The following is a 17,638-nucleotide window of genomic DNA, read 5'->3' as shown; positions in this document are numbered from 1 at the left end:
GGCAACGAAACCGCCGCGCGCCTTTTGAGGCTTATTCAGCCTTGAGCCGATGCGCGAACTTCTGGCGGAATTTCGCGACCTTCGGTGCCACCACGAACGAGCAATAGCCCTGGTTCGGGTGCTGCGCGAAGTAGTTCTGGTGATACGCCTCGGCGGGGAAATAGTTGCCGTCGAGCGGCAGCACCTGGGTGACGATCTTGCCGTCGTACACGCCTTCAGCGGCCAGCTCGCGAATCGCCTGCTCGGCCGTCTCGCGCTGCGCCTCGGAGTGCGTGAAGATCGCCGAGCGGTACTGCGTGCCCACGTCGTTGCCCTGGCGGTTCAGCTGCGTCGGATCGTGAATCGCGAAAAAGATGTCGAGAATCTCGCGATACGTGATCTTCGCCGGATCGAAGTCCACCTTGACGACCTCAGCGTGGCCGGTGTCGCCGTCGCAGACCTGCTCGTAGCTCGGGTTCGCCACGTGGCCGCCCGCGTAGCCCGACTCCACCGCACTCACACCCTCCACGCGCAGATACACCGCCTCCAGGCACCAGAAGCATCCGCCGCCCAGGGTGGCCGTTTCGACTGTCTGACTCATGCTATTCGCTCCTTAGATCGTGACTGCGGACGCCATCACGGACCTCACTGCTGACACCACTGCGCGGTGCCTCGCACGACCCGCCATCCGCCGCTTCCGCTAAAATTGTGACAATTCGCCGAATTTCCACATGACGTTGATCCCGATTTCCGCTCCCGCCGCCGCGCGCGCGGCCCGTGAAGGCCTGCACCGATGACCCGCCGCGCCAGCCCGCCCAACTTCGACGACGGCGCATTCCGCCGCGCGCTTGGCCAGTTCGCCACCGGCGTGACCGTAATCACGACGCGTGCGCCCGACGGCACGCTCATCGGCATCACGGCCAGCTCGTTCAACTCGGTCTCGCTCAATCCGCCGCTCGTGCTGTGGAGCCTCGCCACGCGCTCGGCGTCCATGCCCGTGTTCCGCTCGAACAGCCATTATGTGATCAATGTGCTCGCCGCGTCGCAGCTCGACCTGTGCAAGCGCTTTGCGACCGTGAAGGGAGACCGTTTCGAGGGCGTCTCGCACGCGGCCGGCGACACCGGCATGCCCGTGCTGGACGGCGCGATCGCGTGGTTCGAGTGCCACAACCGCAGCCGCTACGACGAAGGCGACCACGTGATTTTCGTCGGAGAAGTGGAGCGCTGCGGCGTGCGCGAGGACGGCACGGACGCTTCGCCGCTCGTCTTCCACGGCGGCGCGTTCCACCAGCTCCAGTCGCTCTGATACGGCGGGGCGCGCGCCCTGCCGTTCTCCGCTGTTCCCGTTTATGCCGGCGCGCTCTTCGGCTCGCGCTGCGCGATCAGGTCCACGGGCACGCCCACTTCCACCTTGAGCGTCGTGAGTACGATGTTCGAGCGGATGTCCATCACGCCCGGCGCCTTGTACAGCTTGTTGAGCACGAAGTCCGAGTAGTGCTTGAGGTTGTGCGCGAGCACGCGCAGCAGGTAGTGCGTCTCGCCCGTCACCACATACGCCCCCACCACCTCCGGCCAGTCGCGCAGCGCCGTGACGAAGCGCTCGTGCCAGCTCTCCTGGTCGTTGCGCATCGACACTTGCACGAACGCCTCCATCTCGAAACCGAGAATCTCCCGGTTCAGACTTGCGCGGTAGCGCTCCACCACCCCTTGCTCCTCGAGCAGCCGCAAGCGGCGCAGGCACGCCGATGGCGAAAGCGAAATACGCTCCGCCAGATCGAGATTACTGATCCGCCCCTCGTTCTGCAGCACGGCGAGAATACGGCAATCGGTAGCATCAAGCGAGATTGCGTTCATATTTGGTCTCCATTCCCGTCTTAAGACAAATTATGTGCCAACAACCGAAGTTTGCGGCGTTTTTTTCGCAAGCACATTTCGCGCGGGGTTGCCTATCATTCGAAGCATCAGGAGACGAAACAACTTTGAGATGAGACAAATCAAAGACATTTCCCCGCCGATTCACCCCGAAACGCCCGTCTGGCCCGGCGATACGCCGGTTGGCGTCGAGCGCGTGTGGCGCATGGAGGCGGGCTCGCCGGTCAACGTCGCGCGCGTGACGCTGTCGCCACACACCGGCGCGCACACCGACGCCCCGCTGCACTACGACGCCGACGGCGCGCCGATCGGCGAGGTGCCGCTCGACACGTATATCGGCGCGTGCCGCGTCATTCATTGCGTGGGCGCCGCGCCGCTCGTGCTGCCCGAACATGTGGAAGGCGCGTTGCCCGGCATCCCGCCGCGCGTGCTGCTGCGCACCTACGCGCACGCACCGCAGGACCACTGGGACAGCAAGTTTTGCGCCGTCGCGCCGGAGACGATCGATCTGCTCGCCGCGCACGGCGTGCGTCTCATCGGCATCGACACGCCCTCGCTCGATCCGCAGGAATCGAAAACGATGGACGCGCATCACCGCATCCGCACACATGGCATGGCGATCCTCGAAGGCGTCGTGCTCGACGATGTGGCGCCCGGCGACTACGAACTCATTGCACTACCGCTGAAGTTCGCGACGCTCGACGCCAGCCCCGTACGCGCCGTGCTGCGCGAGTTGCCTTCCGCCGCCAACTGAATCCCCTCCATTAGCCAAACACAGAAACGTAGACATGAACGACCGCAACGAAGCCCTGGCAGCCGATCGCGCCGATCCGCTCGCCGCCCTGCGCGAGCAATTCACGCTCGCGGCCGGCACCATCTATCTCGACGGCAACTCGCTCGGCGTGCCGCCCTCGGCATCGGCCGCGCGCGCGCAGGCCGTGATCGGCGGCGAATGGGGCGAAGGCCTCATCCGCAGCTGGAACACGGCGGGCTGGTTCGCCATGCCCAAGCGCCTGGGCAACAAGCTCGCGAAGCTGATCGGCGCGGCCGACGACGAAGTCGTCGTCACCGACACCATCTCGATCAACCTCTTCAAGGCACTCTCCGCCGCACTGCGCGTGCAGAACGCCCGTGACCCGAAGCGTCGCGTGATCGTTTCCGAGCGCTCGAACTTCCCGAGCGACCTGTACATCGCACAAGGCCTCATCGAGCAGCTCGACCGCGGCTATGAACTGCGCCTCGTCGACGATCCTTCCGAGCTGCGCGCCGCGATCCGCGAAGACGTGGCCGTCGCGATGATCACCCACGTGAACTACCGCACGGGCGAGATGCACGACATGCGCGCGCTCACCGAGCATATTCACGCGCAAGGCGCGCTCGCGCTGTGGGATCTCGCGCATTCGGCGGGCGCCGTGCCCGTGGACCTGAACGGTGCGAACGCCGACTACGCCGTGGGCTGCACGTACAAGTACCTGAACGGCGGCCCCGGTTCGCCCGGTTTCGTTTGGGTGCCCAAGCGCCATCAGGATGCGTTCTCGCAGCCGCTCTCGGGCTGGTGGGGCCACAAGTCGCCGTTCGAGATGAACCCGGTCTATCGTCCGGACAACGGCATCGGCCGCTATCTCTGCGGCACGCAGCCGATCGTGTCGATGGCGCTCGTCGAATGCGGTCTCGACGTGTTCCTGCAAACCGACATGCAGGCGATCCGCCGCAAGTCGCTCGCGCTCACCGACCTTTTCATCGAACTGGTCGAGACGCGCTGCAAGGAATACGGCCTCACGCTCGTCACGCCGCGCGCGCATGCGGAGCGCGGCTCGCACGTGAGCTTCGAGCATCCGCACGGCTATGAGGTGATGCAGGCGTTGATCGCGCGCGGCGTGATCGGCGACTACCGCGAGCCGCGCGTGCTGCGCTTCGGCTTCACGCCGCTGTATCTGCGTTACGTCGATGTGTGGGACGCGGTGGAGACGTTGCGCGACGTGCTCGCCACCGAGTCCTGGCGCAAGCCCGAATTCGCCGAGCGCGGCGCGGTGACCTGAGGAGCGGCAGATGAACGATCACATGCAAATCCCGGGTATGCCCGACGCGGGCGAAACCACGAGTGAGACCCACGGCGCAGCACGTGGCGGCTGCCCGTTCGGACACGGCGCCGCCGTGCCCGCTCCCGCTGCGCAAGCGCCTGAGGCACAAGGCGAAGGCGAAGGCTGGCACGACGCGCAGCTCGACTTCTCGAAGTCGATGAGCTACGGCGACTACCTCGCGCTCGATGCCGTGCTCAACGCGCAGCATCCGCTCTCGCCCGACCACAACGAGATGCTGTTCATCGTGCAGCATCAGACGAGCGAGCTATGGATGAAGCTCGCGCTCTACGAGTTGCGCGCGGCGCTCGCCAACGTGCACCGCGACGCCCTGCCACCCGCTTTCAAGCAGCTCGCGCGCGTCTCGCGCATCATGGAGCAGCTCGTGCAGGCGTGGAACGTCCTCTCGACGCTCACGCCCTCCGAGTACACGGCCATGCGTCCGTATCTGGGCGCGTCGTCAGGCTTCCAGTCGTATCAATACCGGCAGATCGAGTTCCTGCTCGGCAACAAGAACGTGCAGATGCTCAAGCCGCACGAGCATCGGGGCGAGATTTTCGAGCAGGTGAAAGCGACACTCGAAGCACCCTCGTTCTACGACGAAGTCATTCGCCTGCTCGCGCGGCGCGGCTTTGCGATCGCGCCCGAGCGCCTGAACCGCGACTGGACCCTGCCGACCGAACACGACGCGACGGTCGAGGCGGCATGGCTGGAGGTGTACCGCAATCCTTCGGAGTACTGGGACTTGTACGAGATGGCCGAAGAGCTCGTCGATCTCGAAGACGCGTTCCGTCAATGGCGCTTCCGCCACGTGACGACGGTCGAGCGCATCATCGGCTTCAAGCAGGGCACGGGCGGCACGAGTGGCGCGCCGTATCTGCGCAAGATGCTCGATGTCGTGCTGTTTCCGGAGCTTTGGCACGTGCGCACGGTGCTGTAACGCAAACCGCTGCGCTCAAAACAAAAATGCCCGCCATGAATGGCGGGCATTTTTTTGGGCGGAAACGCGTGAGGCTTAGACCACCACGGTCTGTGCTTCGCCTTCCTTGCTTTCGCGCACCACGCCGATCTTCCACACCTGCTCGCCCGCGGCGGCCAGCAGCGAGGCAGCGGCGTCGGCTTGATCCGCCGCCACGACCACGGCCATGCCGATACCGCAGTTGAACACGCGGTGCATTTCCGCATCGGCAACACCGCCGTGCTTTTGCAGCCACGAGAAGAGCGGCGGCAGCGGCCATGCCGCGTGGTTCAGTTCGGCCGTGAGGCCTTCACGCAGCACGCGCGGAATGTTTTCGACGAGACCGCCGCCGGTGATGTGCGCCATGCCCTTCACCGTGATGGTTTCCATCAGCTTGAGCAGCGGCTTCACGTAGATGCGCGTGGGCGCCATCAGAGCGTCGGCGAGCGAACGGCCGTCGAAGTCGGCGGCGAGGTCCGGCTGCGCGCGCTCGATGATCTTGCGAACGAGCGAGAAGCCGTTCGAGTGGATGCCGCTCGAAGCGAGGCCCAGCACTACGTCGCCCGGGGCGATCGTGCTGCCGTCGATGATCTTGCTCTTTTCGACCGCGCCCACCGCGAAGCCGGCGAGATCGTATTCGCCGTCGGGGTACATGCCCGGCATTTCGGCCGTTTCACCGCCGATCAGCGCACAGCCCGACAGCTCGCAGCCTTGCGCGATGCCCTTCACGACCGTGGCCGCCGTGTCGACGTCCAGCTTGCCGCAGGCGAAGTAGTCGAGGAAGAACAGCGGCTCGGCGCCCTGCACGAGGATGTCGTTCACGCTCATCGCGACGAGATCCTGGCCGACCGTGTCGTGTTTGTTCAGATGAAACGCGAGGCGCAGCTTGGTGCCCACGCCGTCGGTGCCCGAAACGAGCACGGGCTCCTTGTACCTCTTCGGCACTTCGAAAAGCGCGCCGAATCCGCCGATGCCGCCCATCACGCCTTCGCGCAGGGTCTTCTTCGCAAACGGCTTGATGCGATCGACGAGCGCGTCGCCCGCGACCATGTCGACGCCAGCGTCGGCGTAGGAGAGGCCTTGGTCCTGCGACTGTGCCTGATTAGCGGGGCCGGATTTCGGTTGATTCATGGGGAAGCGCCAGAAGGTCGGTAAAATGCGATTTTAACCGATTGACGGCGCCCCGCCGCCGCGGGTGGAGCGAGATTTGGAACGCGCCTCGCCTGCGCCCCACAACCGGAAACCGAGTTTTGCCGCACAACACACCGTATTACGCACCGTACCAGCGTCGGGCCGTTATCTGGACCGGGATCGCGCTCGCCCTCGGCAACGTGCTGCGGCGGCCGCGGCCCAGTGATCTCCGCGGTTCTCACGAGAGCACGCTTTACTAGAACCGATTCCGTCCAGACACACCGTGCAGCGACAGTTAACGCTCGATCTCGGCACCCCGCCGCCATCGACCTTCGACAACTTCCATATCGGCGCCAACGCCGAGCTGGTCGCGCGCCTGCGCGGTCTGGATGCGGCGCTCATCGCAGGCCCGATCGCCGATCGCACGTTCTATGTCTGGGGCGAGCCCGGCAATGGGCGCAGCCATCTGCTGCACGCACTCGCCGACGAAGCGCCGCCGGGCCACGTGCGCTATCTGGGCCCGCAAAGCGCGCTGGCGGCCTTTACGTTCGATCCGCGCGTGACGATCTACGCAGTGGACGACTGCGATTCGCTCTCGGGCGCCCAGCAGATTGCGCTCTTCAACCTGTTCAACGAGGTGCGTTCGTACCCCGCCTGCGCGCTCGTCGCGACGGGCAACGCGCCGCCCATGGGTCTCGCCGTGCGCGAGGACCTGCGCACGCGCCTCGGCTGGGGCCTCGTGTTCCACCTCGCGCCGCTCTCCGACGAAGGCAAGGCGGCCATCCTCAAGCTCGCGGCGCGCGAGCGCGGCATTGCGCTCGCCGACGACGTTCCCGCCTACCTGCTCACGCATTTCCGGCGCGACATGCCGAGCCTCATGGGCTTGCTCGACGCGCTCGACCGCTTTTCGCTCGAACAGAAGCGCGCGGTGACGCTGCCGCTGTTGCGCGCGATGCTCGCGAAGGGTGTGGGCGATCTGGTGAGCGTAGCGAGCGCTTTGCCGACGGACGAGGAGCTTTCCGACGGCGCAGAGCCGGCAGAAACCGACGACGCGAGCAACGCGGACGAAGACGAGCCCAGCGACAACGCGGCGGCCCAAACGCCGCCCGCTGAAAGCGACGAAGCGTCCACATCACCGACGCTCTTCTCCAGCGAGCCCGAAGCCCCCGCCGCCGAATCCGACGACGCCCAGCCCTACGAGGCGCCGAAAGCGCCGGCCCTGCAGGCGCGCCCGCCGGCGAGCGTGCCCTTCGACAAGCCGACCGACAACGTCGAAGGCGAATTGGGGGCCAAATATCGTCACGTCGTCCACAAGGAACTGGGCACTGAACTCAAGGGCGAAGTCGAAGCCGACGTGAGCAACGAGATGACCGGCGAGTTGCGCGGCGACCTCGATCCGCCCGCCGGCACCGCCGCACCGGAAGCGAACCCAGCCGAGACGCCGGCACAGACACCGTCAACGCCCGATACGCCGGATACCTCGGATAAGCCACAATCGCAAGAAAACGAAGCGCCCGCCCAGAACGACGCGCCTGCAAGCCCCGAATCCCCCGCGGACCCCGCCGCGCCGACGCCGCCCGGCGGCGGCGGCAACGGCGTCTCCCGCTTCAAGTAAAATGAGCGCCCATGGCTAACCTTGCACTTTTTGACCTCGATCACACCCTGATCCCCACCGACAGCGACCACGAATGGGGCCGCTTCATGGTGAAGCTCGGCATTGTCGACGGCGAGCGTTTTGCGGAGCAAAACGACCGCTTCTACGCCGACTACAAGGCCGGCAAGCTCGACATCCATGCGTACCTCATCGCCATGCTCACGCCGCTCGCGAAATATTCGCGCGCGCAACTCAAGGAATGGCACGACCAGTACATGCACGAAGTGATCAAGCCGACCATCCTGCCGAGCGCGGTCGAGCTCGTGAAAAAGCACAAGGAAGCCGGCGACCTCTGCTGCGTGGTCACGGCGACCAACGAATTCATCACGGCGCCCATCGCCGAGGTGTTCGGCGTAGACAAGCTGATCGCGTGCGAAGTCGAAACCGTGGACGGCCATCCGGCATCCGCCTTCACCGGCCGCCCGACGGGCACGCCGAGCTACCGCGAAGGCAAGATCGTGCGCGTCGAGCAATGGCTCGCCTCGCTCGGCAAGCGCTGGTCGGACTTCGAGCACAGCTACTTCTATAGCGACTCGCACAACGATATTCCGCTGCTCGAAAAAGTCACCGACCCGATCGCCACCAACCCCGACGACACCCTGCGCGCTCACGCGCAACAAGCGGGCTGGCGCATTCTCGATTTGTTCCAAGCCCAGTGATCAAGAAATTCATCCGTAAGCTGTTCGGCCAGGACGACGCCGAAGCGACGCAAGACACCGAAGCCCCCGCCGATCCGGGCACGGCCTCGCATGAAGGCGCGGCTGCCGTCGCCGGCAGCACCCGCGCGCGCCGCAAGCCGGCCAGCGCGCAGAAGACCTCGAAGCCGCGCGGCGGCAAAGGCGCGTCCGACCCGGCCACGCCCGTCATCCTTTCCGCCGACGTCCACGGCATCAATCCCGCGCTCATCTCGCGCAACGCCGTGCGCGTGACCGAAGGCCTGCAGCAAGCAGGCTTCCGGGCGTTCATCGTGGGCGGCGCCGTGCGCGACCTGCTGCTCGGCGTGGCGCCCAAGGACTTCGACGTCGCTACCGACGCCACGCCCGACCAGGTGCAGAAGCTGTTCCGCCGCGCACGCATCATCGGGCGGCGCTTCCAGATCGTGCACGTGCAGTTCGGCCAGGAAATCATCGAGGTCTCGACGTTCCGCGCGCTCGTGGATGCGCCGCCGGCCGACGCCGAAGCGCCCGCTCCGGCGCCCGCAAAGCGCATGCGCCGCGACGAGCTCGACCGCAAGACGCACCACGTCGATGCGAGCGGCCGCGTGCTGCGCGACAACGTCTGGGGCGAGCAGCACGAAGACGCCACGCGCCGCGACTTCACGATCAACGCGATGTACTACGATCCGGCCACGCAAACCGTGCTGGATTACCACAATGGCATGGCCGACATGCGGGCGCGCCTGCTGCGCATGATCGGCGATCCGGCTACGCGTTATCGCGAAGATCCGGTGCGCATGATGCGCGTGGTGCGTTTCGCGGCGAAGCTCGGCTTCGAGATCGAAGAGCACACGCGCGACCCCATCGTGAAGCTCGCGGACCTCATCAACAACGTACCGGCCGCGCGTCTTTTCGACGAAATGCTCAAGCTACTGCTCTCGGGCCACGCGCTCGAGTGCCTCAAGTGGTTGCGCAAGGAAGGGTTGCATCACGGCCTGCTGCCGCTGCTCGACGTGGTGCTCGAACAGCCGCAAGGCGAGCGCTTCATCACGCTCGCGCTGTCGAACACCGACGCGCGCGTGCGTGCAGGCAAGCCCGTGTCCCCGGGCTTCCTGTTCGCGACGCTGCTGTGGCACGACGTGCAGCAACGCTGGCAGCAATACACGGCCGAAGGCGAATTGCCTGTGCCGGCGCTGCATCGCGCGATGGACGACGTCATCGACGCGCAAACGGAAAAGCTGGCGATTCACCGTCGTTTTTCGTCGGATATGCGCGAAATCTGGGGCCTGCAGCTGCGCCTCGAGAAACGTGGCCGTGGCGCGATCAAGCTGCTGGAACACCAAAGATTTAGAGCGGGGTATGATTTCCTCCTGCTGCGCTGCGAATCGGGCGAGCTGGACGCTGAAGTCGGCCAATGGTGGACGGACTTCATTTCCGGCGACAACGCCGAGCGCGAGACGCTTCTCGCGCAGGGCGGCAAGGAACGCTCGCCGCGCAAACGCCGCCGTCGCGGCGGCGCGAAGAGCCGCAGAACGGGCGAAGGTGCTGTATCGGAAGCCGGCACAGCCGGTGACGTGCATGAAGCCAGCAGTGCGGACTATGACGGCCACACCGGTCCGCACGAGGACTGACGCTGTGCGGCGTCGCGGCTTGCCGCGGCGCACACGTGTCGAACCGCAACAAAAGTCGCAGGAAGTGAAGCCATGACGGTTGCCTGGCTGGGAATTGGCGCGAATCTGGGGGATGCGCGCCAGACCCTCAAAGACGCGGTGGTGTGCCTCGCACAACAGCACACCCTCACCGTCGTCGCCAAATCGAGTCTGTACCGCACCGCGCCCATCGACGCGGGCGGCGACGACTATTACAACTGCGTCGTGAAGATCGAGACGAGTCTCGACGTTCACGCGCTGCTCGGCCTGTGCCAGCGCGTGGAGCATCATTTCGGCCGGGAGCGCCCCTTTCGCAACGCGCCCCGCACGCTCGACATCGACATCCTGCTTTATGGCGACGCCACCATCGACGAAACCGATCTCGTCGTGCCGCATCCGCGCATGACGGGCCGCGCGTTCGCGCTCGTGCCACTCGTCGAGATCGATCCCGAACTCGTGATTCCGGGCCTGGGTCCCGCCAGCGCGTTCCTCGCCGCCGTGGCCGACCAGCGCATCGAGAAGGTCAAGCCATTGTGCCAGTGCATGGGCGCGGCACCGGCACCGGACACGCCGCCCTCCGGCTCCGGCAACTGCCGATGAGCACGACACCCCTGCCCGTCGTCAGCGCGCGCGCCACGCGGCCAGCCGCGCTCCAGTACATCGTGATCGAAGGGCCGATCGGCGCGGGCAAGACGACGCTCGCGACGCGTCTGGCCGAACGCTGGTCGATGCAGACGCTGTTCGAATCGAACGCCGAGAATCCGTTTCTGGAGCGCGTGTATCGCGACAGCGCGCCCTCGTCGCATGCGCTCGCGGCGCAGTTGCATATTGCCTTGCAGCGCGAGCAGCTTTCGCGCGAAGTCGCCGCACGCCGCGAAACCGGCGTGCCGCTCGTGACGAATTTCCTTGCCGAACGCAACGATCTGTTCGCACGTCTCACACTCGCCGAAGACGAACTGCCGCTCTACCGCGCGCTCGCCTCGCGTCTTACGTCATCGGCGCCCGCGCCCGACCTCGTCGTCTATCTGCAGGCGAGCCCCGAGGCGCTCTACGCGCGCATCCAGAAGCGCGCATTGCCGCGCGAGCTGCCTATCTCGAGCGCCTTCCTGCGAGCGCTCTGCGACAGCTACAACGATTTTTTCTATCATTACGATCATGCGCCGGTGCTCACCGTCGGCGCGGAGCATCTGGATCTGCCCGATTCCGATGCGGACCTCGCGCTCGTCGTCGAACGTATCGAGACGATGCGCGGCCGCAAGGAATCCTTCGTCAAGGGCACGTCGCTATAAGCGCCCCATCGGCGCAATCAAGCGGCGCAGCCCCTCTTCGTTTTCCCCTTTCCCAACGGATTTCCCCATGACTTACCTGCAGGAAACGAGCCGCAGCGCGGTCACCGTGCCCAAACTCCAGGCCATGCGCGATGCAGGCGAACGCATCGCGATGCTGACGTGCTATGACGCGAGCTTCTCGGCGCTGTGCGACCGCGCGGGCGTCGATACGGTGCTGATCGGCGACTCGCTCGGCAACGTGCTCCAGGGGCACACCACGACGCTGCCCGTCACGATCGACGACATCGCCTATCACACGGCCTGCGTGGCGCGCGCGCAAACCAGGGCGCTGATCATCGCCGATCTGCCGTTCGGCACCTTCGGCACGCCCGAAGACGCGTTTGCGAACTCGGTGAAGCTCATGCGCGCCGGCGCGCAGATGGTGAAGATCGAGGGCGGCGAATGGCTCGCGCCCACGGTGAAGATGCTGGTGGAGCGCGCCGTGCCCGTGTGCGCGCACATCGGCCTCACGCCGCAATCGGTGCATGCGTTCGGCGGCTTCAAGGTGCAGGGCAAGAGCGATGCGGCCGCCACGCAGATGATTCGCGACGCGCTGGCGCTGCAGGACGCAGGCGCGCAACTCGTTGTGATCGAGGCCGTGCCCGCGGCGCTCGGCGCGGAAGTCACGAAGCAGTTGCGCATTCCGACCATCGGCATTGGCGCGGGCGTGGACTGCTCGGGCCAGGTGCTCGTGCTGCACGACATGCTCGGCATTTTCCCCGGCAAGCGGCCGCGCTTCGTGAAGGACTTCATGACGGGTCAGCCCGATATCGAATCGGCCGTGCGCGCGTATGTGCAGGCCGTGAAGGAAGGCACGTTCCCGGGACCCGAGCACGTGTTCTGATCCGGCGGCTTTGCTTCGCAGAATGAAAAAAGCGCGCTACGTTGGGAGCGCGCTTTGTTTTTGTGCTGCGCCTGTGGTGTGCTACGCCAGCTTCATCGAATCAAGCGTGCCGGCACCGCGCCGCGCAGCGCGTTCGTGAGCATCAAGGCTTCGGCGTTGAGCACGTCGTCGCGCGTGAGCACACGCTCCTGTGCACCGAACGCTTCGTCGTCGAGCAGCACGCCGCGCATCACGCCCGGCAGCACGCCCGAGGCGAGCGGCGGCGTGAACCACTTGCCGTCGAGCTTCACGAAGACGTTCGAGCGGCCACCTTCGGTCAGCTCGCCGCGCTCGTTGAAGAACAGCATGTCGAAGCCGCCCTGAGTTTCGGCCTCGCGCCATGCGCGATCGAATTCGGCGCGGCGCGTGGTCTTGCGCAGCAACAGCGCGTCGGCGGATTCGACCGGTGCAAAGCCGTGATCCGGCGCGAGCAGCACGCCCACCGTGTCGTGCGCAAGCGCAGCGAGTGGCGCACTAGTGAGGGTGGCCGCCCCGCTCTTGCCGAGCGCGAGGCGCACACGGTACGGCGCGTTATCGTCTGCAAACGTGGCGCAGGTTTCGTCGATGCGCGTTCGCAACGCTTGAACGTCGCACGGGAAACCGAGCCACACCGCACTCGCGGCGAGCCGCGCCAGATGGCGCTCCGCGTGGCGCACGCCGCCAGCACGCGTCGCGTACATCGTTTCGAAGCATTCGATGCCCGGGTCCGCATCGGTCAGAAAGCGGGCTTTCAAACGGCACTCCTCGTATTCGTCGGCGGCCACGCTGTCGAGCACGATGCCCGCACCGACGCCCATTTCGCCGCGCCGCGTGGCGCCCGTGCCCCTGGACGGCGCGTCGAGCGTCAACGTGCGGATCACGACCGAGAGGCAAAAGTCGCCGCAAGCCTCGCCTGCCGAGGGCGCTTCGAGCCAGCCTATCGTGCCCGTGTAAAGCCCGCGCGGCGCATGCTCGAGCGCTTCGATCAGCTCCATCGTCCGGTGCTTGGGCGCACCCGTGATCGAGCCGCACGGAAAGAGCGCGCGCATGGCGCCGGCGAATGTCGTGCCTACACGCAGCGTCGCTTCCACGGTCGAGGTCATCTGCCAGACGGAAGCGTAGGGCTCCACGCTGAAGAGCGCCGGGACGTGCACCGAGCCGGTTTGCGCGACGCGCGAGAGGTCGTTGCGCAGCAAGTCGACGATCATCACGTTTTCGGCGCGGTTCTTCGGGTCGTTCGCGAGAAAACGCGCGGCGGCGGCGTCCTGCTCCGCATCGGCGCTGCGCGCGGCCGTGCCCTTCATCGGTTTCGCGCGCAACGTTTTGCCGCGCTTCTCCACGAACAGCTCCGGCGAGCACGAGAGCACCCAGCGGTCGCCCGGCAACGCGATCAGCGCGCCGTAACGCACGCGCTGACGCTCGCGCAAGCGCCTGTAAAGCGCAAGCGGCGAACCGTACGCCTCGAAGCCGAGCCGGTAGGTGTAGTTGATCTGATACGAGTCGCCCGCGCGCAAGGCATCCTGCACGGCGGCGATGTCCTGCTCGAAGCGCTCGCGATCGACGCCAATCGTCACGCCCGCCACGCCTGCCGGCGCAGGCGCTTCAGCGCCCTCTTGCGCCGCGAGCCACGCATCGGCTTCCTCGCGCGCGAGCTTTTCGCAGCGTTCGAACAATAAAAAACGCAGCGCGGCGTGGCCGTGCTGCGTTTCGATGGATGAGGTCGTGTCGCGCTTGGCGAATTCGAGCGTGCGCCCGAACTCGTAGTCGCCGATCACGAGGGCGTGCAGTCCCTTGCCCAGTTCGGCATTCGCTTGCGCACACACCGCGTCGAGATCCGCCGCGCGTTGGCACGCAAGCTCGCGCACGAACCCCGTATAGAGGCGGCTCGAGCGGCTAGCCGCCGTCGAGTCGCCGTCGTCGAGCAGCGCGAAGGTCGCGCCGCCAGGATTGACTGCCATTGCGATCACTACCTGCTACTTACCTGCTGCATGGTGACGCCGGAAAAGCGCATCAGTCGAAGAAGCTCTTCACGCGGTCGAACCAGCTCTTGCTTTGCGGGCTGTGGCGCGAACCGCCTTCCACGAGCGACTTTTCGAACTGCTGCAGCATCTCGCGCTGGTGATCGGTGAGCTTGACCGGCGTTTCCACCTGGACGTGCACATACAGATCGCCGGCGATGCTCGAACGCAGGCCCTTGATGCCCTTGCCGCGCAGGCGGAACGTCTTGCCCGACTGCGTGCCTTCGGGCACCGTGAACGATGCGCGGCCCGCGAGCGTCGGCACTTCGATCTCGCCGCCGAGCGCCGCCGTGGTGAACGGAATCGGCATCTGGCAGTGCAGGTCGTCGCCGTCGCGCTCGAACACCGCGTGCTGCTTGATGTGGATCTCGACGTACAGATCGCCCGACGGCCCGCCGTTGATGCCAGGCTCGCCGTTGCCGGCCGAGCGGATGCGCATGCCGTCGTCGATACCCGCCGGAATCTTCACTTCCAGCGTCTTGGTTTCCTTCACCTTGCCTGCGCCGTGGCAGTTCGTGCAGGGTTCAGGAATGTACGAGCCCGTGCCGTGGCACTTCGGGCAGGTCTGCTGGATACTGAAGAAGCCTTGCGACATGCGCACCGAACCCGAACCATGGCAGGTCGGGCAGGTTTCGGGCTTCGTGCCGGGCTTCGCACCCGAGCCGTGGCAGACTTCACAGCCGCTCCAGCCCGGTACGCGGATTTGCGTCTCGTAGCCGTGCGCTGCCTGCTCCAGCGTGATTTCCATGCTGTAGCGCAGGTCCGCGCCGCGATACACCTGCGGGCCGCTGCGCTGGCCACCGCGGCCGCCCGCGGCCTGGCCGAAGATATCGCCGAAGATGTCGCCGAAAGCGTCCGCGAAACCGCCGAAGCCCTGCGCGCCCGCGCCGCCCATGTTCGGATCGACGCCGGCGTGGCCGTACTGGTCGTAAGCGGCGCGCTTTTGCGAGTCCGACAGCATTTCGTAGGCCTCTTTGGCCTCCTTGAAATGCTCTTCCGCATCCTTGTTGTCCGGATTGCGGTCGGGGTGATACTTCATCGCGAGCTTGCGATACGCCTTCTTGATTTCGTCGTCGCTCGCGTTCTTCGCGACGCCCAGAACCTCGTAGTAATCCCGTTTCGCCATATCGGTTCAACGCCGGCCTCGCGCGCTTCACGGCGCGCGCCGGCTCCTCTTGAATGCTGGATCTGGTGACCCGTTTGCCGTTCCTTTGAACATCCGCACGGGCGCTTCTCACGCCGCGGCGGCCCCTGAAAGAGAACGGCCTCCATAAAACAAATGTGCCCGGAGAGCCGGATGGCTCGCCAGGCGCTGCAATGCTGACACGCATCGTAACCGATGCGGCCGCTTTCGTAGCCGCTTTCATCGGATCACGACCGTTCGCTGATCAGACAGAACGGTCATGACCCACACGAACCGACTTAGTCCTTCTTGACTTCCTTGAACTCGGCGTCGACCACGTCGTCGGCGTTGTTCTGCGCGCCTTGCTCGGCAGCACCGGCACCTGCGGCACCCGCGCCGGCTGCACCCGCCGCGCCTGCCTGCTGCGCCTGCATGTCGGCGTACATCTTTTCGCCGAGCTTCTGCGACGCTGCCGACAGCGCCTCGACCTTCGCCTCGATCGTCGCCTTGTCGGCCGACGAGCTCTTCAGCGTTTCTTCGAGGTCCTTCAGTGCGGCTTCGATCGTTTCCTTTTCGCTGGCTTCGATCTTGTCGCCGTACTCGGCCACGGCCTTCTTCGTGCTGTGCACCAGTGCGTCGCCCTGGTTGCGCGCGTCGGCCAGCTCACGCAGACGGTGATCTTCTTCCGCGTTCGCTTCGGCGTCCTTCACCATCTTCTCGATTTCGGCTTCCGACAGACCCGAGTTCGCCTTGATGGTGATCTTGTTTTCCTTGCCGGTGGCCTTGTCCTTCGCGCCCACGTGCAGAATGCCGTTCGCGTCGATGTCGAAGGTCACTTCGATCTGCGGCACGCCGCGCGGTGCGGGCGGAATGCCTTCGAGGTTGAACTCGCCCAGCAGCTTGTTGCCCGCTGCCATTTCGCGCTCGCCCTGGAACACCTTGATCGTCACGGCCGACTGGCTGTCGTCCGCCGTCGAGTAGACCTGTGCGTGCTTGGTCGGGATCGTGGTGTTCTTGTTGATCATCTTCGTCATCACGCCGCCGAGCGTCTCGATACCGAGCGAGAGCGGGGTCACGTCGAGGAGCAGCACGTCCTTGCGGTCGCCCGACAGAACCTGGCCTTGAATCGCGGCGCCAACGGCCACGGCTTCGTCCGGGTTCACGTCACGGCGCGGGTCCTTGCCGAAGAACTCCTTCACCTTCTCCTGCACCTTCGGCATACGCGTCTGGCCGCCGACGAGAATCACGTCGTCGATGTCGCCAACCTTCACGCCTGCGTCCTTGATCGCGACGCGGCACGGCTCGATGGTGCGCTCGATCAGTTCCTCGACCAGCGCTTCCAGCTTGGCGCGCGTGAACTTCAGGTTCAAGTGCTTCGGACCCGACGCATCCGCCGTGATGTACGGCAGGTTGATGTCGGTCTGCTGGCCCGACGACAGTTCGATCTTGGCCTTTTCCGCAGCTTCCTTCAGGCGTTGGAGCGCGAGCACGTCCTTCGAGAGGTCGACGCCCTGCTCTTTCTTGAACTCGCCGATGATGTAATCGATGATGCGCTGGTCGAAGTCTTCGCCGCCGAGGAACGTGTCGCCGTTGGTCGAGAGCACTTCGAACTGCATTTCGCCGTCGACATCAGCGATTTCGATGATCGAGATGTCGAACGTGCCGCCGCCCAGGTCGAACACGGCGATCTTGCGGTCACCCTTTTCGGCCTTGTCCAGACCGAACGCGAGTGCGGCTGCCGTCGGCTCGTTGATGATGCGCTTGACTTCCAGACCGGCGATGCGGCCTGCGTCCTTGGTGGCCTGACGCTGGCTGTCGTTGAAGTACGCGGGAACCGTGATCACGGCTTCGGTGACCGGCTCGCCGAGATAGTCTTCAGCGGTCTTCTTCATCTTGCGCAGCACTTCAGCCGAAACCTGCGAAGGCGCGAGCTTCGAGCCGTGCGCTTCGACCCATGCGTCGCCGTTGTCGTGCTTGACGATCTTGTAGGGCATCAGGCCGATGTCCTTCTGCACTTCCTTCTCTTCGAAGCGGCGGCCGATCAGGCGCTTGACTGCGTACAGCGTGTTCTTCGGGTTCGTGACCGACTGGCGCTTGGCCGGTGCACCGACCAGCACTTCGTTGTCGTCCATGTAGGCGATGATCGAAGGCGTCGTACGGGCGCCTTCCGAGTTCTCGATCACCTTGACCTGATTGCCTTCCATCAGCGCCACGCACGAGTTGGTGGTGCCGAGGTCAATACCAATGATTTTGCCCATTTTTGTCAAATCTCCAGAATTTGGTCGCTGTGCGGACGCCGCTTTCGCGCTGCGCAGGTAACTACATGCTCG

At 65.3% G+C, this 17,638-nt stretch carries 15 protein-coding genes and 1 pseudogene; 10 read left to right on the top strand and 6 right to left on the bottom strand.

Going from position 1 to position 17,638, the window contains the following annotated elements; translation table 11 throughout:
* Positions 1-31: 31 nt before the first annotated feature.
* A complete protein-coding gene (msrA, locus tag E1N52_RS10495) occupies positions 32-580 on the bottom strand; it encodes a peptide-methionine (S)-S-oxide reductase MsrA (RefSeq protein ID WP_133182536.1) in 549 nt (182 codons plus the stop codon).
* Between the two features lie 192 nt (positions 581-772).
* Between msrA and E1N52_RS10490 the strand changes: the two genes are divergently transcribed.
* Positions 773-1,285, top strand: a complete 513-nt coding sequence (locus E1N52_RS10490) for a flavin reductase family protein (protein WP_069267771.1) — start codon at positions 773-775, stop codon at positions 1,283-1,285.
* Between the two features lie 41 nt (positions 1,286-1,326).
* Here the strand turns inward: E1N52_RS10490 and E1N52_RS10485 are convergent, their stop codons facing one another.
* Positions 1,327-1,833 (bottom strand): Lrp/AsnC family transcriptional regulator, encoded by a 507-nt coding sequence (locus tag E1N52_RS10485; RefSeq protein ID WP_028202039.1) that lies wholly within the window; start codon positions 1,831-1,833, stop codon positions 1,327-1,329.
* Between the two features lie 130 nt (positions 1,834-1,963).
* Between E1N52_RS10485 and kynB the strand changes: the two genes are divergently transcribed.
* From kynB to kynA, 3 genes are read left to right on the top strand one after another with little or no spacing between them, the layout of a single operon-like run.
* Positions 1,964-2,605, top strand: coding sequence for an arylformamidase (gene kynB / locus E1N52_RS10480; protein WP_133182534.1), 642 nt, complete (start codon positions 1,964-1,966; stop codon positions 2,603-2,605).
* Positions 2,606-2,639: 34 nt separating this feature from the next.
* Positions 2,640-3,890: a kynureninase gene (gene kynU, locus E1N52_RS10475; RefSeq protein ID WP_133182532.1), complete on the top strand. Its 1,251-nt coding sequence runs from the start codon at positions 2,640-2,642 to the stop codon at positions 3,888-3,890.
* A 10-nt stretch (positions 3,891-3,900) separates the two neighbouring features.
* The gene (gene kynA, locus E1N52_RS10470) at positions 3,901-4,869 is read left to right on the top strand and encodes a tryptophan 2,3-dioxygenase (RefSeq protein ID WP_133182530.1); all 969 of its coding nucleotides are present in this window, start codon (positions 3,901-3,903) and stop codon (positions 4,867-4,869) included.
* Positions 4,870-4,944: 75 nt separating this feature from the next.
* Here kynA and purM read toward each other — a convergent pair whose 3' ends face one another.
* Positions 4,945-6,018: a phosphoribosylformylglycinamidine cyclo-ligase gene (purM, locus tag E1N52_RS10465; protein ID WP_133182528.1), complete on the bottom strand. Its 1,074-nt coding sequence runs from the start codon at positions 6,016-6,018 to the stop codon at positions 4,945-4,947.
* A gap of 283 nt (positions 6,019-6,301) precedes the next feature.
* Here purM and hda point away from each other — a divergent pair.
* The 6 genes and pseudogenes from hda to panB all read left to right on the top strand — a co-directional run.
* A pseudogene (hda, locus tag E1N52_RS10460) lies at positions 6,302-7,003 on the top strand (DnaA regulatory inactivator Hda); the annotation flags it as partial.
* A gap of 641 nt (positions 7,004-7,644) precedes the next feature.
* Positions 7,645-8,331: a histidinol-phosphatase gene (locus E1N52_RS10455; protein WP_133182526.1), complete on the top strand. Its 687-nt coding sequence runs from the start codon at positions 7,645-7,647 to the stop codon at positions 8,329-8,331.
* On the top strand, positions 8,328-9,959 hold the full coding sequence (gene pcnB, locus E1N52_RS10450; protein WP_133182525.1) for a polynucleotide adenylyltransferase PcnB: 1,632 nt from the start codon (positions 8,328-8,330) through the stop codon (positions 9,957-9,959). Before E1N52_RS10455 ends, pcnB begins: the two co-directional genes overlap by 4 nt.
* A gap of 72 nt (positions 9,960-10,031) precedes the next feature.
* Positions 10,032-10,577, top strand: a complete 546-nt coding sequence (gene folK / locus E1N52_RS10445; RefSeq protein ID WP_133182523.1) for a 2-amino-4-hydroxy-6-hydroxymethyldihydropteridine diphosphokinase — start codon at positions 10,032-10,034, stop codon at positions 10,575-10,577.
* On the top strand, positions 10,574-11,266 hold the full coding sequence (locus E1N52_RS10440; protein WP_133182521.1) for a deoxynucleoside kinase: 693 nt from the start codon (positions 10,574-10,576) through the stop codon (positions 11,264-11,266). The genes folK and E1N52_RS10440 overlap by 4 nt, the downstream gene beginning before the upstream one ends.
* Before the next feature lie 67 nt (positions 11,267-11,333).
* Positions 11,334-12,149, top strand: a complete 816-nt coding sequence (panB, locus tag E1N52_RS10435) for a 3-methyl-2-oxobutanoate hydroxymethyltransferase (protein WP_133182519.1) — start codon at positions 11,334-11,336, stop codon at positions 12,147-12,149.
* Between the two features lie 92 nt (positions 12,150-12,241).
* Here panB and pabB read toward each other — a convergent pair whose 3' ends face one another.
* From pabB to dnaK, 3 genes are all read right to left on the bottom strand, one after another.
* A complete protein-coding gene (pabB, locus tag E1N52_RS10430) occupies positions 12,242-14,125 on the bottom strand; it encodes an aminodeoxychorismate synthase component I (RefSeq protein ID WP_133182517.1) in 1,884 nt (627 codons plus the stop codon).
* 52 nt (positions 14,126-14,177) lie between these two features.
* Positions 14,178-15,311, bottom strand: a complete 1,134-nt coding sequence (gene dnaJ / locus E1N52_RS10425) for a molecular chaperone DnaJ (protein ID WP_133182515.1) — start codon at positions 15,309-15,311, stop codon at positions 14,178-14,180.
* 296 nt (positions 15,312-15,607) lie between these two features.
* Complete coding sequence (dnaK, locus tag E1N52_RS10420) at positions 15,608-17,566, bottom strand: molecular chaperone DnaK (protein ID WP_133182513.1); 1,959 nt, start codon at positions 17,564-17,566, stop codon at positions 15,608-15,610.
* Between the last annotated feature and the right edge of the window lie 72 nt (positions 17,567-17,638).

Origin of the sequence: Paraburkholderia guartelaensis (genome assembly GCF_004353905.1) — a bacterium.
Lineage (GTDB): Bacteria > Pseudomonadota > Gammaproteobacteria > Burkholderiales > Burkholderiaceae > Paraburkholderia > Paraburkholderia guartelaensis.
The sequence above is the reverse complement of the archived record's forward strand: the minus strand, read 5'-3'. Positions and strand labels throughout refer to the sequence as shown.